Origin of the sequence: Geothrix edaphica (assembly GCF_030268045.1) — a bacterium.
Classification (GTDB): Bacteria; Acidobacteriota; Holophagae; order Holophagales; family Holophagaceae; genus Geothrix; species Geothrix edaphica.
This window is the reverse complement of record NZ_BSDC01000001.1, coordinates 1655979-1675824: the sequence shown is the minus strand read 5'-3', so window position 1 is coordinate 1675824 and position 19846 is coordinate 1655979. Positions and strand designations below refer to the sequence as shown.

General features: G+C 69.2%; 19 protein-coding genes and 1 tRNA gene. 12 read left to right on the top strand and 8 right to left on the bottom strand.

Annotation, left to right across the window (positions count from 1 at the left end):
• Window positions 1-25 precede the first annotated feature (25 nt).
• Complete coding sequence (gene mazG / locus QSJ30_RS07630; protein ID WP_285608007.1) at window positions 26-814, top strand: nucleoside triphosphate pyrophosphohydrolase; 789 nt, start codon at window positions 26-28, stop codon at window positions 812-814.
• Window positions 811-1341 carry a hypothetical protein gene (locus tag QSJ30_RS07625; RefSeq protein ID WP_285608005.1) on the top strand — a complete coding sequence of 177 codons (531 nt, stop codon included), beginning with the start codon at window positions 811-813 and terminating at the stop codon, window positions 1339-1341. Before mazG ends, QSJ30_RS07625 begins: the two co-directional genes overlap by 4 nt.
• Before the next feature lies 1 nt (window position 1342).
• Here the strand turns inward: QSJ30_RS07625 and QSJ30_RS07620 are convergent, their stop codons facing one another.
• On the bottom strand, window positions 1343-2398 hold the full coding sequence (locus QSJ30_RS07620; protein WP_285608004.1) for a tartrate dehydrogenase: 1056 nt from the start codon (window positions 2396-2398) through the stop codon (window positions 1343-1345).
• 147 nt (window positions 2399-2545) lie between these two features.
• Here QSJ30_RS07620 and QSJ30_RS07615 point away from each other — a divergent pair, with 147 nt between their 5' ends.
• Window positions 2546-4294, top strand: a complete 1749-nt coding sequence (locus QSJ30_RS07615; protein ID WP_285608002.1) for an anion permease — start codon at window positions 2546-2548, stop codon at window positions 4292-4294.
• A 61-nt stretch (window positions 4295-4355) separates the two neighbouring features.
• Here the strand turns inward: QSJ30_RS07615 and QSJ30_RS07610 are convergent, their stop codons facing one another.
• Entirely contained in the window at window positions 4356-5690 is a 1335-nt protein-coding gene (locus QSJ30_RS07610; RefSeq protein WP_285608000.1) for an anaerobic C4-dicarboxylate transporter, read from the bottom strand.
• A gap of 208 nt (window positions 5691-5898) precedes the next feature.
• Here QSJ30_RS07610 and QSJ30_RS07605 point away from each other — a divergent pair, with 208 nt between their 5' ends.
• The 5 genes from QSJ30_RS07605 to QSJ30_RS07585 are packed head-to-tail and all read left to right on the top strand — an operon-like array spanning window position 5899 to window position 11451.
• Entirely contained in the window at window positions 5899-7284 is a 1386-nt protein-coding gene (locus QSJ30_RS07605; protein WP_285607999.1) for a bifunctional type I 3-dehydroquinate dehydratase/shikimate dehydrogenase, read from the top strand.
• Window positions 7285-7296: 12 nt separating this feature from the next.
• The gene (locus QSJ30_RS07600; protein WP_285607997.1) at window positions 7297-8550 is read left to right on the top strand and encodes a sigma-54-dependent transcriptional regulator; all 1254 of its coding nucleotides are present in this window, start codon (window positions 7297-7299) and stop codon (window positions 8548-8550) included.
• Window positions 8547-9530 carry an AAA family ATPase gene (locus tag QSJ30_RS07595; RefSeq protein WP_285607995.1) on the top strand — a complete coding sequence of 328 codons (984 nt, stop codon included), beginning with the start codon at window positions 8547-8549 and terminating at the stop codon, window positions 9528-9530. The genes QSJ30_RS07600 and QSJ30_RS07595 overlap by 4 nt, the downstream gene beginning before the upstream one ends.
• Window positions 9527-10345, top strand: coding sequence for a helix-turn-helix domain-containing protein (locus QSJ30_RS07590; RefSeq protein ID WP_285607994.1), 819 nt, complete (start codon window positions 9527-9529; stop codon window positions 10343-10345). Before QSJ30_RS07595 ends, QSJ30_RS07590 begins: the two co-directional genes overlap by 4 nt.
• Complete coding sequence (locus QSJ30_RS07585) at window positions 10342-11451, top strand: hypothetical protein (protein WP_285607992.1); 1110 nt, start codon at window positions 10342-10344, stop codon at window positions 11449-11451. The genes QSJ30_RS07590 and QSJ30_RS07585 overlap by 4 nt, the downstream gene beginning before the upstream one ends.
• Before the next feature lie 74 nt (window positions 11452-11525).
• Here QSJ30_RS07585 and QSJ30_RS07580 read toward each other — a convergent pair.
• The 6 genes from QSJ30_RS07580 to lpxK form a co-directional block, all read right to left on the bottom strand.
• Window positions 11526-11600 (bottom strand) — tRNA-Gly (locus QSJ30_RS07580).
• Between the two features lie 47 nt (window positions 11601-11647).
• Window positions 11648-12364 (bottom strand): ABC transporter ATP-binding protein, encoded by a 717-nt coding sequence (locus QSJ30_RS07575; protein ID WP_285607990.1) that lies wholly within the window; start codon window positions 12362-12364, stop codon window positions 11648-11650.
• Between the two features lie 11 nt (window positions 12365-12375).
• Window positions 12376-14328, bottom strand: a complete 1953-nt coding sequence (locus QSJ30_RS07570; RefSeq protein ID WP_285607988.1) for a branched-chain amino acid ABC transporter ATP-binding protein/permease — start codon at window positions 14326-14328, stop codon at window positions 12376-12378.
• 1 nt (window position 14329) lies between these two features.
• Window positions 14330-15208 carry a branched-chain amino acid ABC transporter permease gene (locus tag QSJ30_RS07565; RefSeq protein WP_285607987.1) on the bottom strand — a complete coding sequence of 293 codons (879 nt, stop codon included), beginning with the start codon at window positions 15206-15208 and terminating at the stop codon, window positions 14330-14332.
• 73 nt (window positions 15209-15281) lie between these two features.
• Window positions 15282-16538 (bottom strand): ABC transporter substrate-binding protein, encoded by a 1257-nt coding sequence (locus tag QSJ30_RS07560; protein WP_285607985.1) that lies wholly within the window; start codon window positions 16536-16538, stop codon window positions 15282-15284.
• A 107-nt stretch (window positions 16539-16645) separates the two neighbouring features.
• Window positions 16646-17674 (bottom strand): tetraacyldisaccharide 4'-kinase, encoded by a 1029-nt coding sequence (gene lpxK, locus QSJ30_RS07555; RefSeq protein WP_285607983.1) that lies wholly within the window; start codon window positions 17672-17674, stop codon window positions 16646-16648.
• A 60-nt stretch (window positions 17675-17734) separates the two neighbouring features.
• Here lpxK and QSJ30_RS07550 point away from each other — a divergent pair, with 60 nt between their 5' ends.
• The 4 genes from QSJ30_RS07550 to QSJ30_RS07535 all read left to right on the top strand — a co-directional run bounded on the left by QSJ30_RS07550 (window position 17735) and on the right by QSJ30_RS07535 (window position 19811).
• Window positions 17735-18271, top strand: coding sequence for a GAF domain-containing protein (locus tag QSJ30_RS07550; RefSeq protein WP_285607981.1), 537 nt, complete (start codon window positions 17735-17737; stop codon window positions 18269-18271).
• A gap of 24 nt (window positions 18272-18295) precedes the next feature.
• Window positions 18296-19018, top strand: a complete 723-nt coding sequence (locus QSJ30_RS07545) for a cyclic nucleotide-binding domain-containing protein (protein WP_285607979.1) — start codon at window positions 18296-18298, stop codon at window positions 19016-19018.
• A 31-nt stretch (window positions 19019-19049) separates the two neighbouring features.
• A complete protein-coding gene (locus QSJ30_RS07540; protein WP_285607977.1) occupies window positions 19050-19277 on the top strand; it encodes a hypothetical protein in 228 nt (75 codons plus the stop codon).
• A gap of 84 nt (window positions 19278-19361) precedes the next feature.
• Window positions 19362-19811 carry a DUF1569 domain-containing protein gene (locus QSJ30_RS07535; RefSeq protein WP_285607975.1) on the top strand — a complete coding sequence of 150 codons (450 nt, stop codon included), beginning with the start codon at window positions 19362-19364 and terminating at the stop codon, window positions 19809-19811.
• Window positions 19812-19846: the final 35 nt, after the last annotated feature.

Sequence of the window (19846 nt, the reverse complement as noted above, 5' to 3'; positions counted from 1 at the left end):
GCTAGGTTCGCGGTACCCTCAGGGTATGGAACCCACGACCCTCCGCGCTGTCATGGCCGCGCTCCGGAAGCCGGAGACGGGCTGCCCCTGGGACCTGAAGCAGGACCACCAGAGCCTGGCCCGCTACCTGCGGGAGGAGGCGGCGGAGGTGCTGGATGCCCTGGCGGCCCACGCGCCCGGCGACCCGGCCACGGAGGCCCACCTCTGCGAGGAACTGGGCGACCTCTGGCTCCAGATCGCCTTCCACGCCCAGCTGGCGGCGGACCGCGGGGCCTGGGACCTCCACGAAGTCGAACGCACCGTGGTGGAGAAGCTGGTGCGCCGCCACCCCCATGTCTTCGCCGAGGTCAGTGTCGATGGCGCCGATGAGGTGCTCACGAACTGGGCCGCCATCAAGCGCGAGGAGAAGGGGCTCCACGGCGGGGAGCCGCGCCTCCTGGAGGGCATCCCGGCCTCGCTGTCGCCCATGGAGGAGGCCCTGGAGATCGGGCGCCGCTGCGCCAAGGTGGGCTTCGAGTGGCCCGATATGGAAGGTGTCCTCGACAAGGTGAAGGAGGAAGTGGCCGAGCTGCAGGCGGAATCCGATCCTGTGCGGGTCGAGGAGGAGTTCGGCGACGTGCTGTTCAGCCTCATGCAGTGGGCCCGCAAGAAGGGCGTGGACCCCGACACCGCCTTGCGTCGCCAGATGATGCGCTTCAAGGGCCGTTTCCTCGCGGTGGAGGATGATGCGCGATCCGCAGGCGGGTGGGAATTCCGGAACCTCGACCAGATGGAAGCGGCCTGGCAGGCGGCCAAGCGGAAGGCGACCTCATGATGGCCCTGGCACTGCTCGTCTCGCGGGGTGGCCCCCCGCCACCACCTTTCGTGTTCCTGCTGGTCCCGGCCGTCTTCCTGGCGATCTCCTGGTTCTCCAACCGGCTCATGGGCCTTCCGGCGCTCTACGCCGCTTTTCCCGCCGATCCCACGGATCCCATCGAGCGGAGCCTGGGCTGGCCGCAGGTGGAGTTCGGGGCCCTGCGCGGCCACTCGCCCATCTCCCTCAAGGTGGGCCGGCGCTGCCTGCACCTGAAGCAGCCCTTTCCCTTTCAGCCCGCCTGGTGGCAGGGGCCGGCCTCCATCCCCTGGGACCAGATCCGTGTGGAGAAGGCGGCCGACGAGTCCTCCTGGGCCTTCCTCAGCGCGGCCGAGTTCCGGCTGGGGGCCGACGGGCGGGTGATCCGCCTGCGCGGCCGGGCCGCCCGGACCCTCCAGGCGAAGGTCCGTGAGAAGCAGGGCCACGCGGGTGGACCGTCCTGCGGAACGGGCCTGCCGCCGGGCCCGGGGGCCATCCGGCCGCGGTGATTCACACCGCGTCGGCGATGGCCCGGCCCATGTCGGTGGTGCTGGCCTTGCCGCCCATGTCGGGGGTGCGCAGGCCGCTGGCCAGCACCTTCTCAATGGCGGCCACGACGGAGGCGCCGGCCTCGGGGCAGCCCAGGTGGTCCAGCATCATGGCCCCGGCCCAGATCTGGCCGATGGGGTTGGCGATGCCCTTGCCGTAGATGTCCGGCGCCGAACCGTGGACGGGCTCGAACATGGAGGGGAACTCGCGCTCGGGATTCAGGTTCGCGCTGGGCGCGATGGCGATGGTGCCCGTGCAGCCGGGGCCCAGGTCCGAGAGGATGTCGCCGAAGAGGTTGGAGCCCACCACCACGTCGAACCAGTGGGGATTGCGGACGAAGTGGGCGCAGAGGATGTCGATGTGGAACTGGTCCACCTTCACCTCGGGATAGCGGGCGCCCATGGCCTTCACCCGCTCGTCCCAGTAGGGCATGGTGATGGCGATGCCGTTGGACTTGGTGGCCGAGGTGAGGTGCTTCTTGGGCCGCGACTGGGCCAGCTCGAAGGCGTATTTCAAGATGCGGTCCACGCCCTGGCGGGTGAAGACGGTCTGCTGCACGGCCATCTCCTGATCGGTGCCCTCGTAGAGCCGGCCGCCGATGGAGGAATACTCGCCTTCGTTGTTTTCGCGCACCACGATGAAGTCGATGTCGCCCACCTGCCGGCCCGCGAGGGGGCAGGGCACGCCGGGCATGAGCTTCACGGGGCGGACGTTGGCGTACTGCTTGAAGCCGCGGCGGATGGGGATGAGCAGGCCCCAGAGCGAGACGTGGTCGGGCACGCCGGGGAAGCCTACGGCGCCGAGGAAGATGGCGTCGTGGTGGCGGATGCGGTCCAGGCCGTCCACGGGCATCATCCGTCCTTGTTCGAGGAAGTACTCGCAGCTCCAGGGGAACTCGTCCCACTTGAAGCGCAGATCGTGCTTGGCCGCGGCGGCCTCCAGCACGCGGATGCCCTCGGGCACCACCTCCTTGCCGATGCCATCGCCGGGGATGACCGCGATCCTCAAGTCGCGCATGGGATGCTCCTGTGAAGAAAGATGCAAATGTATCTAATTGGTGAAGGAATGGAGCGGGAAGGCAGCGCAGATACCTCTTCACACTATGTGACTCAGGGGTAGACTACGCACCGAAATTCCAACCCATCCTAACCATGGAGGCTCCTCATGAGCCATGAACCCGTTTCCGGAACGGCCGCCGCCGGAGGCCTGTCCGGCTGGCAGGGCGCCAGGCCGCTTCCGGCCCTCGTCACGCTGGTCCTGGGGCTGATCCTGTACTTCGGCCTGCCGAGGCTGGTATCCGTGCCCGATGCCAAGCTCTTCACGGGCCAGCCCGCAGCTGCCAAGCCGGTCCCGGCCATGCCCGCCAAGCCAGCGGCCAAGCCCGTTCCCGCGCCGGCTCCCGCGGCCGCCCCGCTGTCTGCCAAACCCCTGACCAAGGCCCAGCAGGAAGCCAAGGCGAAGGTGGAGGCGGAAGCCAGGGCCAAGGTCGAGGCGGAGGCCAAAGCGAAGGCGGAAGCCGATGCCAAGGTGAAGGCCGACGCCGAGGCCAAGGCCAAGGTGGAGGCCGAAACCAAGCGGAAGGCCGACTGGGTGAAGGGGCTGCACCTCTTCGCGATCTTCGTGACCACCATCGTGGGGATCATCGTGAAGGCGCTGCCCATGGGCGCGGTGGCCATGATCGGCATCGCCGTCACGGCCCTCACGGGCACCCTCGGCATCGCGGACTCCATGAGCGGCTTCTCCGACGTGGTGATCTGGCTCATCGTCCTGGCCTTCTTCATCTCCCGGGGCTTCATCAAGACGGGCCTCGGCGCCCGCATCGCCTACACCTTCATGGCCCTGCTCGGCAAGCGGACGCTGGGGCTCAGCTACGGCCTGGCAGCCACGGACCTGGTTCTGGCGCCGGCCATTCCCAGCAACACCGCCCGGGGCGGCGGCATCGTCATGCCCATCATGGCCTCGCTGGCCCGCGCCTACGGAAGCAACCCCGGCGACGCCAGCGCCCGGAAGATGGGGTCGTTCCTCACGCTGACGGCCTACCAGGTGAATTGCATCACCAGCGCCATGTTCCTCACGGCCATGGCCGCCAACCCTTTGGCCCAGAAGCTGGCGGGCGACCTGAAGGTGAACATCACCTGGGTCGGCTGGGCGGTCGCGGCGGTGGTGCCGGGCCTGGTGGCGCTGCTGCTGGTCCCATTCATCATCTATCGCCTCCACCGGCCGGAGATCACGGAGACCCCGGAGGCCGTGGAGATGGCCAAGGGACACCTGCGGGACCTGGGGCCCATCAAGCGCCAGGAGTGGATGATGCTGGGCGTCTTCGTGATGCTGCTGATCCTCTGGATCTTCGCCAAGCAGCTGGGCGACCTCAACCCCACCACTTCCGCCCTGGCGGGCCTGGCGGTGCTGCTGCTCTCCGGGGTCCTCACCTGGGATGACATCAAGGCCGAGACCGGTGCCTGGGACACCCTGGTGTGGTTCGCCGCCCTGGTGATGATGGCCAGCTTCCTCAACAAGCTGGGCATGGTGCCCTGGTTCAGCAAGACCATGGGCGGCATGGTGGCGGGCAAGGGCTGGATCGCGGCCTTCCTGGTGCTCGCGCTGGTCTACTTCTACAGCCACTACTTCTTCGCCAGCAACACGGCCCACGTGGCCTCGATGTACGCGGCCTTCCTCGGTGTGTCCATCGTCGCCGGCGCCCCGCCCGTGCTGGCGGCGCTGGTGCTCGCCTTCTTCAGCAACCTCTTCGCCGGCATGACCCACTACGGAACGGGACCCGCGCCGGTGCTCTTCGGCACGGGCTACGTGGAGATCGGCACCTGGTGGCGCACGGGGCTCATCGTGAGCGTCGTGAACATCGTCATCTGGGTGGGCCTCGGCGGCCTGTGGTGGAAGGTGCTGGGGCTCTGGTAGCTTTCCCAACCTGCAAAAAAGCCCCGCCGGATGGCGGGGCTTTTTACGTCGGAAGCGGTGCTCAGCCGAGGATCTTCGACAGCCCGTAGGCGACGCAGGTGGAGACGCTGACGCCGATGAGGCCGGGGATCATGAAGCTGTGGTTGAGGAGGTACTTGCCGATCCGCGTGGTGCCGGTGCGGTCCATGTTGATGGCGGCGAGGTCGCTGGGGTAGAAGGCGAAGAAGAAGTAGGCGTAGCTTGCGGGGATGAGGCCCAGCAGCAGGGACGTGGGCAGGCCGAGGGCGTAGCCGAAGGGCAGCATGATGGTGAGGGTGGCGGCCTGGCTCTTCACGAAGGCGGAGACGGCGAACATGGCCAGGGCGAAGGTCCAGGGCGCCATCTGCACCATGGCCTTGATGTTGGCCACCAGGTAGCCCTCGTTGGCCTTGATGAAGGTCTCGCTCATCCAGGCGATGCCGAAGATGGAGACGACGGCGATCATGCCCGCGATGAAGACGCTGGAGCGGGCGATGTCCGGGGCCTTGACCTGGGTGGCGAAGAGGATGAAGGAGCCGAAGGCCAGCATGACGATCTGGACCACGGTGGTCATGGGCACGGCCTTGCCGTTCACCAGGGGGAGCAGGCTGGGCTTCATGGCGATGAGGATGATGGTCAGCACGCCGGCGAAGAAGAGCCCCACCGAGAGCTTGGCGGTGAAGGGGATCTTCTTGTCGAGGGTGGTCACGTTGGCATCCAGGGCCTTGGCGAACTCGGGGTCCTTCATGCGCTCCAGGAACTCCGGATCCTGGTCCAGCTCCTTGCCTCGGTTGAAGCTCCAGGCCGCCGCGGCCAGCACGCCGATGATGCCGGCGGGCAGGGTGATGCGGACGATGTCGAAGAGGCCCACGGGATGGCCGTTCTTGGCGGCCATGGCCAGGAAGGTGGTCACGGCGGCAGCCACCGGGCTGGCGGTGATGCCCATCTGGGAGGCCACGCTGGAGATGGCCATGGGACGCTCGGGGCGGATGCGGGTCTTCAGGGCCACGTCGGAGATGACCGGCAGCAGCGCGTAGACCGCGTGCCCCGTGCCCACGCAGACCGTGAGCAGGAACGTGGAGAGTGGGGCGAGGATGGTGACGTACTTGGGGTGGGCGCGGAGGACGCGCTCCGTCAGCTGCACCAGGTAGTCGAGGCCGCCCGCCACCTGGAGGGTGGCCGAGGCCGTCACCACCGCCAGGATGATGAGCATCACGTCGATGGGCGGGGTGCCGGGGGCGACGCGGAACAGCAGCACCAGCACGGCCACGCCCAGGCCGCCGATGAGGCCCAGGGCGACGCCGCCCTTCCGGATGCCCAGAAGGATGGCGGCAAGCACGAGGAAGAATTGGGTCCAGAACATCAAGGCTGGGGACATCTTTGAACCTCCTAGATTTTTTCGGTCCTGTGGTCTGACCACCGACCGATGATGACGCAGATGGTAGCAGACCAATCGGTAGTGAATGGTGGCGTCACCACTTTCTTAAGTTGGTAAACCATGCTCATGAATGAGGGCCGAAGGACGTCGGGCCCGTCCCGCGCCGGCCCCGGGGCAGGCTACGATGACCTGTGAGCGCCTCCCTGTGATGCCCCTTCCCTTCCATCTGGTGACCTTGACCCACGCCACCTGGGGCCAGGCCCTCACCTGTGCCCGCAGCCTGGGGCCGGGCGCGCTGCCTGAACTGAGGCTGGATCTCTTTCCAGAAGCCGATCCCGGGGACCTGGTCCGGGCGCTTGGGGGCCGCTGCCTCGTGACCTGTCGGCGGCAATCCGAGGGCGGCCGCTGGCCGGACGAGGACGAGGCGGGACGGCTGGCCTACCTGCTGCGGGCCGTGGCGGCCGGACCAACCTGGGTGGACCTGGAATGGGACCTGCCGGTGCCGCCGGAGCTCCAGGCTGCCCGGCCCGGGGTGGGCCTGTTGCGCTCGGTGCATGTGGCGCCCGGTGTTTTCGACCTGGATCAGCGGCTGGCGGCCCTTCCCGAAGGCGACGCCTTCAAGTGGGTGGGCTGGGCCGGACGCCTGGGGGACAACGGCCGCCTTCGGCCCGCTCTGGCCTGGGCCCGGAATCAGGGCGTGGCCCTCTCCGCCTTCCTCATGGGGCCGAAGGGCCTTCCCAGCCGGGCCATGCAGGGAGCCTGGGGCGGCGCCTTCACCTATGCGGCGCCGGATGATGGTCCCGCGGCCGCTCCGGGCCAGCTCCCCCTGGCCACCCTCCGGGCCTGGCGCTGCGCGCAGCTGGGCCAGAGCCACGGCCTCTGCGGCGTCATCGGGGATCCCGTGCTGCACTCCCGGGGCCCGGCCTTCCACAACCCGCGGTTCCAGAAGGCCTTCAAGAATCTCGTCTACCTCCCCCTGGTGTGCGGCGATGCGGATGAGGCGGCGGAGGCTCTGGAGGCGCTCGGCATCCTGGGCCTCAGCATCACCGCGCCCCTCAAGCTGACCCTGCCGCGGGCCCTCGGCCAGGAGGGCCCCCTGAACACCCTCTGGCGCCGATCGCTGGGGGAGCCCTGGCAGGGGGCCAACACAGACGCCGAGGCGCTTGGCCAGGCCCTGTCGCAGCTTGAGCCGGGCCCCGTGCTGCTCCTCGGTGGCGGTGGTGTGGGCCGCACGAGCCGCGCGGTGCTGGAGGCCGCGGGCCGGCCCGTGCTGCAGGCCTCGCGCCAGGCTCCCGTCGCCCCCGGGGTCGTGACCGCCTTCGCGCCGGTGGGTGTCATGCAGGCCACCAGCCTGGGCATGAAGCCGGAAGACCCGCCACCTTTCCCCGAGCTGCTGGAGGCCGCGCTTCCCAGCGCCCGCTGGGCCATGGAGTGGATCTACAAGGAGGACACCGCCTTCGCAGCCTGGGCCCGACAGGCCGGTCTGGAGCTGGTCTCGGGCGCGGCCCTCTTCGACGCCCAGGCCGAGGCCCAGAGTCGGCGGTTCCTCACGGACTGTGCTGGGGCAAGTCGACAGCCGACAGCTGATAGCTGATAGCGTCTACCCATGGACCTTCTGCTCGTCGAGGACAAGGACAGCTTCCGGCGCCTGCTGATCCAGGCCCTCGAGGGCTCGGCCTGGACCGTGCGGGCGGTGGCGGATCCGCAGGAGGCCCTGCGCGCCCTGGAAGCGGCGCCATCCCAGGTCCTGGTGACGGACCTGCGCCTGCCGGGCATGAGCGGCCTGGAGCTGATCCGCCGGGCCCGCCAGCTGCACCCCACGCTGCGGGTGGTGCTCATGTCCGCCTTCGGGGAGCCCCGGGACATCGTGGCGGCCATGCGCCTGGGGGCGGAGGATTTCCTGCCCAAGCCCTTCGACCTGGAGGTCTTCCTGGCCCTGTTGGACCGCCTGCGGGCCCTGGTGGGCGCGCCGCCGCCGGACCCCGCCGAGCCATGGATCGCCCACAGCGCCCCCATGCAGGCCCTGGACCAGGCCCTGCGGCGGGCGGCGGGCACGGACCTGCCGGTGCTCTTCCTCGGCGAGCGGGGGGCGGGCAAGGGCCGGTGCGCCCGGCGCCTCCATACCCTGCGCCATCCCGGCGCGCCCTACCTCGCGCTGGCCGCAGCCACCTTGGGACCCGAGGGACCGGACCCGGCCCTCCTCCAGCGGGTCCAGGGGGGAAGCCTGTACCTGGCGGGGCTGGAGCACCTGGCGCCGGAGTCCGTCGCGCCCCTGATCCGGGCCATGGATGCGGCCGGTCCGGGGTTCCACTGGCTGGCGGGACTGGAAGCGGGGGCATCGCTGGCTCCGGAGCTGGCCCAGCGCCTGGGCGCGCTCGAGCTGCGGGTGCCGCCCCTGCGCGAGCGCCGGGAGGATCTCCTGGCCCTGGCCAAGGCGCTGCTGGAACGGGGTGCCCGCCTGGAGGGCCGGCCGGTCCCCTGGCTGGAGCGGCCGGCGGAGCGCCAGCTGCTCGAACACGCCTGGCCGGGGAACGTGCGGGAGCTGGAGGCCCTGCTGGGCCGGACCCTGGGCCTCTCGGACGGGCCCGCCATCCGGGCCTTCCCGGACCTGGAACTGGGCTGCTCGGAGCTCCTGAGTCTGCCCTGGCCCGAGCGGGGGCCTCTGGACGCCATGGTGCGGGCCGCTGCGCGATCAGCCGAGGCCCAGCTGCTGCGGCGGGCCCTCGCCCAGTCTGACGGCGACCTTCCGGAGGCGGCGGAACGCCTCGGCCTCACCCTGCGCGGCCTGGCTCAGCGCTTGCGGGACCATGGCATCCCTCTGGAAGATAGAGAAAGCCCTCTCCCCCGGAAGGCCCCATGATCCAGGACCCAGCCCAGGCCCCTCCCGTCCTCGCCCCGCCGGTGCGGTCGCCGGAGGCTGTCCGTCCCGCAGCCCGGGCGGGCCTCGCGGCGCTCCAGGCCGTGGTGGTGGGGAAGGATGCCCAGGTGCGGCGCGCCTTCGCGGCGCTGCTGGCGGGGGGGCACGTGCTGCTGGAGGATCTGCCCGGGGTGGGCAAGACCACCCTGGCCAAGGGGCTCTCCCGCATCCTCGGCGGCAGCTTCCAGCGGGTGCAGGGCACCAACGACCTGCTGCCCTCGGACCTGCTGGGCGTGCACCTCTGGGACGCCAAGGAACAGGCCTTCCGATTCCAGCCCGGCCCTGTGTTCTGCCAGGTGCTGCTGCTGGACGAGCTGAACCGCATCGGCCCCAAGACCCAGAGCGCCATGCTCGAGGCAATGGTCGAAGGACAGGTGACTCTGGACCGCAGCACCCACAAGCTCCCGGATCCGTTCTTCGTCATCGCCACCCAGAATCCCCTGGACCACGCGGGCACCTTCCCCCTGCCGGAGAGTCAGCTGGACCGGTTCTCCTGCTCCCTGCACCTGGGCTACCCGGACCGCGAGGCGGAGCGGCGGATCCTCAAGGGCGAGGCGGGTTCCGAGCGGCTGGACGGGCTGCGTCCCGCCCTGGATCTGGATGGCTGGCAACTGGCCCGCGCCGCGGTGCGGGCCGTCCGCGTGTCCGAGGCGGTGATGGATTACGCCGAGCGGATGGTGGACCGCATCCGCACTGGTGGCGGTTTCTGTTCCACCCGGGCCGTGAAGCACTGGCTCGGGCTGGCCCAGGCGGAGGCCTGGCTGGAGGGCCGCGACTTCATCACGCCCGATGACCTGCAGGCCACCCTGGCGGACACCATGGCCCATCGCGGCAGCCTGGACGACCGGCGCCTCAGCCGGACTGATCGCCGGGAGCACCTGGCCCGCCTGGTCAAGGAACTGCCCGTGGGATGGGCGGGATGAGAGAGGGCGAGACCGTAGGCCAGATCCTGCGGGACGCGCGCGTGGCGAAGGGGCTCTCCCGCGAGATCCTCGCGGTGGAGCTGAAGCTGCCAGTGCGCCACATCGAGGCCATCGAGGCTGATGACTGGGCGGCCCTCCCGCCGGGCCGGCCCCGGCCCCTGGCCCGGCAGCTGGCCGCGCGCCTGGGGGTGGATCTGGACTTCCACACGGGCGCCTTCCAGACCGTGCCCGGCGTGCGGGAGCTGGCGCCTCCCGATCCCAGGCAGGAGCGGCTCGAGCGCATCGTCATGGGCCTCCTCACCGCCGCCTCGGTGCTGGTGGCCGCCTGGCTGGTGGTGCCTGGCCCCAGCCTCGGCCGGAAGGTGGCCGCCAGCTACCTGACCAGCCTCCCCAAGGCCGCCCTGCCGCCGCCGCCGGCGCCCTCCACCTCGCCCTATCCCGTGCTGGGGGAGCTGCTGCCGGAGGCCCCCCTCAACGACCAGGGCGTGCTGATCAGCCTGCGGGCTCTGGACACCTGCGAGGTTCGCCTGGAGCCCTCCCCGGAATCGGGGGCGCCGGCCCAGGCCCGCACCCTGCGTGTGTCGGAGCCTTGGCGGCTCCGCGTGAAGGGGCCGTTCGCCCTCAGCCTGGACAACGCAGGCGTGGTGAACGTGGAGGTGGCCGGCGTGCGGATCGCCCACGGCCAGAACGTGGGCGAGGCCTGGTCCGGCCACTTCGATGCCGAGGGTCGCTGGCTCCGGCCACCGGCGCCGCCGGCCCCCACGCCCGCCGAGCCCCAGCCCCCCGATGACGAAGAGGACGGAACCGCGCCATGAGTCTGAACCCCATTGTCGAACGTTTCCTGCAGGGCACCCTGCCTGAGCCCATGGGGATGACCTTGGTGGGCGGGGGCCTGCCGGTTCCGACCAGGGATCTCCTCCAGGCCCTGGCCCACGCCGCGCTTCGGGAAACGCCCTACACGGCCCGGGCCCTCGAGTGCCTCGGGGCCATGCCCGAGTCCATGCTGGCGGGGGTTTTCCTTGATGCCGTAGAACCGCCGGGGCCCCTGCAGCTGGTGCTCTGCCACCGGAAAGAGCCGGCCCTGCTGGAGGAGGCCCTGCTGAACCCGTCGCTGACGGCGGAGATCGTGGAGGCCTCGGTCCCCAGCCTGCCTGGCTCGGTGCTGGAGATCGTGCTGAACAACCAGGTGATGTGGATGGCGCGGCCGAGGATCCTCGACCTGCTGGAGGAGCATCCCGAGGGCGAGTACGTCATCAAGCGCCGCGTGAACGAGTATCGGTTCGATGTGCTGCGCCTGGTCCCCGAGGAGGTCAAGAAGGAGCGGCTGGAGATCCTCGACGAGGTGGAGGCGGGGCACCTGGACAAGGCCTGGGCGGAGCTGCCCCTGCCGAAAGAGAAGTCCAGGGAAGAGGAAGAGGCGGAGATCGAGTCCGAGGAGATGGCCGCGGAGCGGCGCCTGCTGGCCCAGAGGCCCCTGGTGGACGACCAGGGCGAGGAGATCGTCCTCACCCTCTCTCAGCGCGTGGCGAAGCTGCGGACCAACCAGAAGATCATGCTGGCCATCAAGGGCGGCAAGGAGGAGCGCACCATCCTCATCCGCGAGGCCAACCGCCTCATCCAGGTGAACGTCATGCGGAACGGTCGAATCACGGAAGGCGAGGTGGCCTACATCGCGCAGATGCGCACCGTGAACGACGAGGTGCTGCGGATCATCGCCAGCAACCGGGAATGGATGAAGAAATACACCATCACCAAGGCTCTGGTCCTGAACCCGCGCACCCCGCTCCCCCTGGCCATGACCCACTTCAAGCGTCTGCTCGAGAGCGACATGAAGCTGCTGGTGAAGGACCGCAACGTGGCCGAACTGCTGCGCCGCGAAGCCAAGCGGTTCCTTGAACAGAAGGCGCAGGGGAAGGGGTAGGTCATCGTTCGTCCGGTCCCATCCTTTCTCCGACTCCAAATCAGAAGACCCGCCGAATGGCGGGCCTTCTGATTTGGAGCGGGCGACCAGGATTGAACTGGCGACATTCAGCTTGGGAAGCTGACGTTCTACCACTGAACTACGCCCGCGGCAGGGAATCATCCTACCTCAAGGCCCGGCGCCGGGCCAGCCCTGCTCAGCCGAGGTAGGCGGCGAGGACCCGCTCGTTCCGGCCCAGTTCCTCCGGGGTGCCTTCGACGGCGATGTGGCCGCGCTCCATGACGTAGGCGTAGTCGGCCACTTCCAGGGCGCTCTTGGCGAACTGCTCGACCAGGAGCAGGGTGATGCCCTCCTCCTTGAGACGGCGGATGGTGCGGAAGACCTCCTGCACGATGACCGGCGCCAGGCCCATGGAGGGCTCGTCCAGCAGCATCACCTTGGGCCGGGCCATGAGGGCGCGGCCGATGGCGAGCATCTGCTGCTCGCCGCCGGAGAGGGTGCCGGCTGACTGGCGCGCGCGATCCTTGAGGCGGGGGAACAGCTCATAGATGCGGTCCAGGTCCGCCCGGGCCCCGGCCTTGTACCCGAGGAACTTCGGCAGGCGGCCGTAGGCGCCCAGCAGCAGGTTGTCCTCCACTGACAGGGGGCCGAAGACCTTGCGGCCCTCGGGGGAGTGGGCGAGGCCCAGCCGGGCGATGCGCGAGGCGTCGAGGCCCTGCACCTCCCTGCCATCCAGCACCACGCGGCCATGGGAGGGCCGGAGCAGGCCGGAGATGGCGCGCATGGTGGTGGTCTTGCCGGCGCCGTTGGCCCCGATGAGCGCCACCACGGCGCCGGGCTTCACGGTCAGCGACGTGCCGACCAGCACCTCGCTGGCGCCGTATCCCGCATGAAGATCATCCACCACGAGCATGCCGGTCTCCTTCACGCGGGCAGGGGCTCGGCGCCGGAAGGCCCGGAGCCGCTGGCCTGGCCCAGGTAGGCCTCGATCACCTTGGGATGCCGCTTCACTTCGTCCGGTGCGCCCTCGGCGATGACCTTGCCGCCGTCCAGCACCGTCACCTGGTCGCAGAGCTCACTCACGACATCCATGTGGTGCTCGATGAGGATGATGGTGACGCCCCGGGCGTGGACCCGCCTGATGATTTCGATCTGCTGAATGACATCCGGGTGGGCGAGCCCCGCGGCGGGTTCGTCCAGGATCAGCAGGTCGGGCTTGCGGGCCAGGGCCCGGGCGATCTCCAGGAAGCGCTGGGCGCCATAGGTGAGGTCCTTGGCCTTGGCCCGCGCCTGGTCCTTCAGGCCGATGAGTTCCAGCAGGGCGAGGGCGTCGGCCTGGGCGTGCCGCTCCTCGGCCCGGGCGAAGCCCAGCAGCACCAGGGGGAGGGGCATCCTGTAGACGCCCTTGAGCGCGACCATCACGTTCTCGAGGGCCGTGAGCTCGCTGAAGAGCTGGAGGTTCTGGAAGGTGCGGGCCACGCCGGCCCGGGCCACCCGGTTGAGGCTGCCCTGGGGCAGCTCCGACCCGCGGAGGGACATTCCGCCCGAAGTCGCCGTGTAGAGGCCGGAGATCACGTTCACCACGGTGCTCTTGCCCGAGCCGTTCGGCCCGATGAGGCCGTGGATGGTGCCGGCGCGCACCTGCATGGACAGCCCATCCACGGCCTTCACGCCGCCGAAATGGCGGTGGAGGTCGCTCAGGACGAGCAGGGGGCCGTCGCCCTGGCCCCGCAGGGGCAGCACCGCGTCCAGGTCCGAAGGCGCAGGTAGGGGCGCGGGGGGCACCCGGAACAGCTTGGCCAGGAAGATGGCCAGGAAGCCCATGAGGCCCTCGGGCAGGCCTACCACCACGGAGAAGAGCATCAGGGCGAAGATGCCCTTGCGCCAGTCCTCGGTGTTCTCCACGAAGAAGCCGCCGACGGCGAGGAGGCCCATGGCCACCACGGGGGCGAAGGCCTGGAAGGGCCGCGTGGTCTTCTTCACCAGGCCCCGCAGGCCCGCGGCCAGGGCCACGGCGAATCCGGCGCCGCTGAAGACATGGAAGAGCATCCGGTTGGACAGCAGGTTGGGAAGCAGGACCACCACCGTGGCGCCCACAAAGGCGCCCCACAGGCTCTTGCGGCCGCCCAGCACCACGCCCAGCAGGAGGATGATCATCAGCTCGTAGACGAAGCTCTGGGGCTGGAGGTACTGGAAGTTGAAGGCGTAGAGCCCGCCGGCGAGCCCCCCGAGGCCCGAGCCCAGGGAGAAGGCGGCGACCTTGTGGTAGTAGGTGCCCACACCCATGGCGTCCGTGGCGATGGGGCTGTCCCGCAGGGCCTCGAAGGCCCGGCCCCACTGGGAGGACAGCAGGTTCCGCATCACCATCCAGACCAGGGCCAGCAGGACCATGCACAGCCAGTAGAAGAGCGAGGGCGTGAGGGCATGTCCGAACAGTGGCGGGCGCACGAGACTGAGGCCCTGGGCGCCGCCGGTGAGGGTCTCCAGCTCATTGAGGGCCGTGGTGCTGAGGGCCGCAAAGCTCAACGTCGCCAGGGCGAATTGCGGCCCTTCGAGGCGCAGGGCGGGCAGAGCGAGCAGCGCTCCCAGGAGCAGACCTACGATGATGGCCACGGCCAGCGCGGGAACCAGGCCAAGGCCGAACCGGGTGACGGCGAGGCCGGCGGCGTAGGCGCCCAGCCCCAGAAAGGCCACATGGCCGAGGTTCACCTGGCCGAGGTAACCCACGGTGACATCCAATCCGATGAGGAGGATCCCGTAGATGGCCAGGAGGGTGAGGAGGCCCAGAGCGTAGGGATTCACCACCAGCAGCGGGACGGTGGCGAGGAAGGCGAAGACCGCGAGTTCGGCGCCGCGAAGGAGAAGGATGCGGCGCATGTCACACCTTCCGGATGACGGCTTTGCCGAAGACACCGGTGGGGCGCACGGCCAGGGCGAGGATCAGGAGGGTGAGGCCGGGCGCCTCGCGCCAGCCGCTGCCCAGGTAGAAGCTCGCCAGGCTCTCCAGCGCGCCGAGGGCCATGCCGATGAGCACCACCCCGAAGCCCGAATCCAGCCCCGCCACCACGGCTACGGAGAAGGCCTTGAGGATGAGGGCCGAGGCCATGGTGGGGCCGACGGTGGTGATGGGTGAGACGAGGATGCCGGCCAGGGCCGCGACGGCACCCGACAGCGCGTAGGAGAGCATCACCGTGCGCGTGGCCGAGATGCCCATGAGCTCGGCCGCATCCCGGTCGGCGGACACGGCCTCGAAGGCCTTGCCCAGCAGGGTGCGGCGCTTGAACAGTTCGACCAGGCCCATGATGGCGAGCACGCCCACGGCCACCGACAGCTCAAGGCGGGTGATATCCACGCCCAGGATGTGGATGGGATCGGCGGAGATCGGAGTGGGAAAGGGACGGTCATCGCGCCCCCAGATGTTCTCGGCGGCAGAGAAGAAGAAGAGCCCGATGATGATGCTGAGCAGGATCCAGCCTTCACTTTTCTGTTCCAGCGCGAGCCGGACGCCTGCCCGCTCGACGATCAGGCCGAGCAGGGCGCCGAAGAGCAGGCCCCCCGGCACCATCAGCCAGTAGGGCAGGCCCAGGTTGGTGAGGGTGAGGCTGAAGAAGGCGGACACCATCACCAGCTCGCCCTGGCCGAAGTTGATGCTCTTGCTCGTGGCGTAGGTGAGCTGGAAGCCGTAGGCGATGAGGGCGTACACGAGCCCCATGAGGGCGCCGCTGACGGCCATCTGTCCGATGATCGAAGGGTTCATGTCTGGGCCCCCGGTGACGGGCGGAAAAGGCGGGGGGCCGAAGCCCCCCGGAGCGGCGATGAGGCCAGGTCAGCTACTTGGTTTTGCCCTTGGCCGGCTTCGCGGCGGGCTTGGCGGCGGCCTCCTTGATCAGGCGGGCCTTGTCGGCGGCATTGCCGAAGACCACGCGGCCGTCCTGCACCATGCCCATGACAGTCTGCTCGCGACGGAAGGCCTCGTGGGTGGTCACGTCCGCGGGATTCCACTTGGTGTAGGGGTGGTTCCAGGTGGCGATGACGCCCTTCACGGGCTCCTTGAGGTCCTCCAGGGCCTCCTTGATCTTGTGGGTGTCCGTGGTGCCGGCCTGCTTCACGGCGGCGGCGAAGATGTAGACCGCGTCGTAGCCCTGGGCGGCGGCCACCGCGGAGGGGATGCGGTCCACCTTGTAGGTCTTGTGGTAGCCGTCGATGAAGGCCTTGGCCTTGGGGGTGATGGGGTCCTCGATGAAGGTCTGGGGCATGAGGGTGCCGTTGCCGTTCTTGCCGGCATTGTCGATGTAGTTGGACATGGAGAGCGTCCAGCCGCCGATGAGGGGCGCCTTCATGCCGATCTTGGCCATGCCGTTGGACACGGCGGCCAGCTCGGGGCCGATGGCCCAGATCAGGACGGCCTGGGCGCCGGCGGCCTTGGCGCGGAGCAGCTGGGCGGTCATGTCCTTGTCGCCGATGTTGAACTTCTCCTGGGCCACCACCTGGAGCTTGTTCCCCTGCAGCTTGATCTGGTTCAGCATGTCGTCCCGGCCGGACACGCCGTAGTTGGTGGAGTCGAAGACCACCGCCACCTTGGTGAACTTGCGGTTGATGGCCTCCTCGACCACCATGGCGGCCTGGATGCCATCGTGGGCCGCGAACCGGAAGATGGAGAGGTCCTTCACGCCGGCCTTGCTCCACTGGGTCATGGAGGCGGAACCCGCGGCGGGGCAGATGATCTTGGTGACGCCCTTCTCCTGGAAGTGCTTGTCGCCCGCCATGCAGACGCCTGTGTTCACGGTGCCGATGACGCCGGACAGGTCGTTCATGGCGGCCAGCTCCTGGGCGATGAGGGCCCCGCGCTCGTTCTTGGCCTCATCGTCCCGCTCGATGATGTCGATCTTCAGCTTCTTGCCGCCCACCTGGATGCCGCCCGCGGCGTTGATCTCCGCGATGGCCAGCTTGGCGCCGTCCCGCATGGAGGCGCCCATGGGGGCGGAACCGCCGGTGAAGGGACCCGTGATGGCGAGCTTGACCGAATCCCCGGCGTGAAGGCCGAGGGCCGCCAGCAAGAGAGAACCGTAGAAGGCCTGCCTGAGCATCGTATCCCCCTGAAGAGATGGATCTGGTTGGAGTGGCTTGGTGGGCGCAAGCATAGCGATCCAGCCGGGCTTTGGGAAGCCACGCCGGTTCCTTCCTGGGGGCCCGTTCAGGCGAGCTCGGACTTCAGCCAGGCGAGCAAGGTTTCCCCACCGGCGACCCGCTGCTCGGCGATGAACAGGGGCAGCTCCAGTACGCTGGCATGTCCGCGACCCAGCTTCACGGCGTCCTTCTCCGTGCAGACCAGCCAGGCGGCGTCCTCCATCTTGGCGCGGACCTGGAGCCGGACCAGCTCGGCGGGGGTGGGGCCCCGGTGGTCCGGATAGCTGTGGGATCCGGTCCAGGCCTGGCCGGCCACCAGCAGATCGGCATAGAAGGCCTCCGGGTGGCCCAGGCCGCACCAGGCGAAGGCCGGGCCCAGGCCGGGCAGGGGGATGGGCTGGCGGTCGCCCGTGTCCCAGCGGCGCAGCGCCCCCAGGACGAAGTCCACCCAGAAGATGGGGCCGCCGCTGCCGAAACGGGCCCACCAGACCTCCACCATCCCGCGATCCTTCACGCGGGCGGCCCTCGTGACCACCAGCGCGTGGGCGCGCTGCGCGCTGTCCATGGGCTCGCGCAGGTTCCCCAGCGGCAGCATGCGGCCGTTGCCCCAGAGCCGCACGCCATCGAGCACCAGCAGGTCCAGATCCCGGTGCAGGGCCCGGTGCTGGAAGCCGTCATCGAGCAGCAGGCAGCGCAGGTCCGGTCGCTGGGCCAGGGCCCGCAGGGCGGCGGCATGGCGCTTCCGCCCCACCACCACCCGCTCCGGCCCCAGGCGCCGGGCCATGAGCAGGGGCTCATCGCCGGTCTGCCGGGGATCGGAATCCGCTTCCACGCTCATGGGATCAATCTCGCGCCGTCCCCCGTAGCCCCGGGACAAGACCGCGTTGCGCCAGCCCGCCGCTTCGAGGCCTTCGGCCAGGAACAGGGTGAGGGGGGTCTTGCCCGTGCCTCCGGCACTCAGGTTGCCGATGGACACCACCGGGACGGAGGCGTGGGCGATCCGCTCCGGGTGGGCGTCGAAGCTGCGGTTCCGGGCGCGCACCACCATCCCGTACAACGGGGACAGGGGAGCGGCCAGATAGCGCAGAATGGACATGGGCTAGAGTGTCCAACAAAACCCCCACGGGGTCACGGCATCAGGGCGGCGGAGGAGATGATGAGCGAGGGGATCCTGCTGGAACCGGTGGCGCGGGGCACCCTGCTGTCAGAACCCGCGCGGGTGGCGCGCCTCGAATCCGCGCTTCCGCAGGTGCTCGCGGCGCTTGAAGGCGAGACCGACGAGGTGGCCATCCAGGCGACCCTGGCCTGCCTCCTGTGGGAGACGCTACCCCAGGTCAACTGGTGCGGCTTCTACCGGCGCATCGGCGAGCGTCTGCTGGCGGTGGGCCCCTATCAGGGCGGCATGGGTTGCCTGCGCATCCCCTTCGAGCGGGGGGTCTGCGGAGCCTGCGCCCGCACGGAAACCACCCAGCTGGTGCCTGATGTCCAGGCCTTTCCCGGCCACATCGCCTGCGATGACGCCACCCGCTCCGAGCTCGTGATTCCCATCACGGTTGGCGGCCGCCTCCGCGCCGTGCTGGACCTGGATTCCCCGCATCCGAGCGGGTTCTCGGCCGCCGAGGCCCGGATCCTGGAAGCTCTGATGGCGCGCGCGTTCTCTGGAGAGGTTCACCCATCGCCTGGCATCGGTTAACCTAGGGCACTCTCCGGGACCCGCATGGCTGAACCCAGCTTCATCGACCAAAGCAAGCTGCGCTTCCGCGAAGGCGAGATCATCTTCCGCAAAGGGGAGATGGCCCAGCAGATGTACATCATCCTCGCGGGCCGGGTGCGGCTGTATGTCTCAGAGGAGCCCAAGGGGGAATGGGCGGAGGAACTGTCCAAGGGGGATTTCTTCGGGGAAGGCAGCCTCCTGGAGGCCCTGCCGCGCCAGCACACGGCCCTGGCCCTGGAGGACTCGGACCTCATCGCCATCAACCGCGGCACCTTCATGCGCATGATCCGGCAGAACCCGGAAGTGTCCGTGAAGATGATGCAGCGCCTGGCGCAGCGGCACCGGGAGCTGGGCGAGCGGGTGGAGGAGCTGGATGCCAGCCGGCCCGCCAAGGCCGCGGGAACGCCGGTGGCGAACCTCGTGTCCGTGCTCAGCGGCAAGCCCCACCCCATCCTGGCCCACGGGTCCCTCATCGGCCGCTTCGACCCCACCACGGGCGTGCATCCCGACATCGACCTCACCGAGGAGGACCACAACCTGAGCGTGTCCCGGCGCCACGCCCGCATCCTCTGCGAGCATGGCCGGTACTTCCTGCTGGAGGAGCCCGGCGTCGCCAACGGCACCTTCGTGCGGGGCGAGCGCATCCAGCCTGGCGAGCCCCGGGAGCTGAAGCACGGCGACCGGGTCGGCTTCGGCATGGTGGTGCTGTTCTTCGAAAAGAACTAACCTTCCGGCGGACGGAACACCGGAGGTGGCCATGGGAACGGATCTGCATGTCGAGTTGTGGCGGGATGAGCACGGCGTCATCCGGGAGCTGGTGCAGTTCGGCCTGGATGAGATCGGCGGGTCCTGCGTGATCCGGGAGCGGAACAGCCTGGATGCCCTGGATGGCGATGGGAACGAAGGCGACATGGTCGTCGCCCGCTTCGGCGATCCCGAAGATGCCCGGGACTTCCTCCGCGATGAAGGGTTCGAGCCGGTATAGCACTGGCACCCTCCAGAACATCACCCGGCGTCGCCGGGCGATGTCCTGGAGCGATGAACGGCATTCTGAGAAAGGACACCAACGATGAATTCACTGTTCAACCCGGCCGACCGCGACGCCCTGGCCCGGCGGTTCGCGGAGCTGGAGCCGGGGGCCCAGCGTCAGTGGGGGAAGATGGATCCCGCCCAGATGATGAAGCACTGCTCCATCGCCCTGGGCGACCTCCTGGGCGACCGCCCGGTGAAGCAGCTCTTCATCGGCAAGCTGATCACGCCCTTCATCCGGAGCCACGTCTTCGGGGAAAAGCCCTTCCGCCGCAACTCCCCCACCGATCCCATCTACGTGGTGTCCGCCCCCCAGGACTTCGAGGCCGAGCGCACCCGGCTGGCGACGCTCATCGACCGTGTTGTCCAGCGCGGCGCCGCGAAGGTTGACGGCAGTGTCCACCCCTTCTTCGGGCAGCTCAGCGGCGAGCAGTGGGGCCGGCTGATCTACAAGCACTTCGACCACCATTTGAGGCAGTTCGGCGTTTGAATTTTTCCCTGTCTGCAAAATCGCCCGGCGGATGC

What these genes read in the sequence shown, in the direction of transcription:
- mazG (WP_285608007.1), top strand. Translation starts at nt 26, where the DNA reads ATGGAACCCACGACCCTCCGCGCTGTCATGGCCGCGCTCCGGAAGCCG.
- QSJ30_RS07625 (WP_285608005.1), top strand. Translation starts at nt 811, where the DNA reads ATGATGGCCCTGGCACTGCTCGTCTCGCGGGGTGGCCCCCCGCCACCA.
- QSJ30_RS07620 (WP_285608004.1), bottom strand. Translation starts at nt 2,398, where the DNA reads ATGCGCGACTTGAGGATCGCGGTCATCCCCGGCGATGGCATCGGCAAG.
- QSJ30_RS07615 (WP_285608002.1), top strand. Translation starts at nt 2,546, where the DNA reads ATGAGCCATGAACCCGTTTCCGGAACGGCCGCCGCCGGAGGCCTGTCC.
- QSJ30_RS07610 (WP_285608000.1), bottom strand. Translation starts at nt 5,690, where the DNA reads ATGTCCCCAGCCTTGATGTTCTGGACCCAATTCTTCCTCGTGCTTGCC.
- QSJ30_RS07605 (WP_285607999.1), top strand. Translation starts at nt 5,899, where the DNA reads ATGCCCCTTCCCTTCCATCTGGTGACCTTGACCCACGCCACCTGGGGC.
- QSJ30_RS07600 (WP_285607997.1), top strand. Translation starts at nt 7,297, where the DNA reads ATGGACCTTCTGCTCGTCGAGGACAAGGACAGCTTCCGGCGCCTGCTG.
- QSJ30_RS07595 (WP_285607995.1), top strand. Translation starts at nt 8,547, where the DNA reads ATGATCCAGGACCCAGCCCAGGCCCCTCCCGTCCTCGCCCCGCCGGTG.
- QSJ30_RS07590 (WP_285607994.1), top strand. Translation starts at nt 9,527, where the DNA reads ATGAGAGAGGGCGAGACCGTAGGCCAGATCCTGCGGGACGCGCGCGTG.
- QSJ30_RS07585 (WP_285607992.1), top strand. Translation starts at nt 10,342, where the DNA reads ATGAGTCTGAACCCCATTGTCGAACGTTTCCTGCAGGGCACCCTGCCT.
- QSJ30_RS07575 (WP_285607990.1), bottom strand. Translation starts at nt 12,364, where the DNA reads ATGCTCGTGGTGGATGATCTTCATGCGGGATACGGCGCCAGCGAGGTG.
- QSJ30_RS07570 (WP_285607988.1), bottom strand. Translation starts at nt 14,328, where the DNA reads ATGCGCCGCATCCTTCTCCTTCGCGGCGCCGAACTCGCGGTCTTCGCC.
- QSJ30_RS07565 (WP_285607987.1), bottom strand. Translation starts at nt 15,208, where the DNA reads ATGAACCCTTCGATCATCGGACAGATGGCCGTCAGCGGCGCCCTCATG.
- QSJ30_RS07560 (WP_285607985.1), bottom strand. Translation starts at nt 16,538, where the DNA reads ATGCTCAGGCAGGCCTTCTACGGTTCTCTCTTGCTGGCGGCCCTCGGC.
- lpxK (WP_285607983.1), bottom strand. Translation starts at nt 17,674, where the DNA reads ATGTCCATTCTGCGCTATCTGGCCGCTCCCCTGTCCCCGTTGTACGGG.
- QSJ30_RS07550 (WP_285607981.1), top strand. Translation starts at nt 17,735, where the DNA reads ATGAGCGAGGGGATCCTGCTGGAACCGGTGGCGCGGGGCACCCTGCTG.
- QSJ30_RS07545 (WP_285607979.1), top strand. Translation starts at nt 18,296, where the DNA reads ATGGCTGAACCCAGCTTCATCGACCAAAGCAAGCTGCGCTTCCGCGAA.
- QSJ30_RS07540 (WP_285607977.1), top strand. Translation starts at nt 19,050, where the DNA reads ATGGGAACGGATCTGCATGTCGAGTTGTGGCGGGATGAGCACGGCGTC.
- QSJ30_RS07535 (WP_285607975.1), top strand. Translation starts at nt 19,362, where the DNA reads ATGAATTCACTGTTCAACCCGGCCGACCGCGACGCCCTGGCCCGGCGG.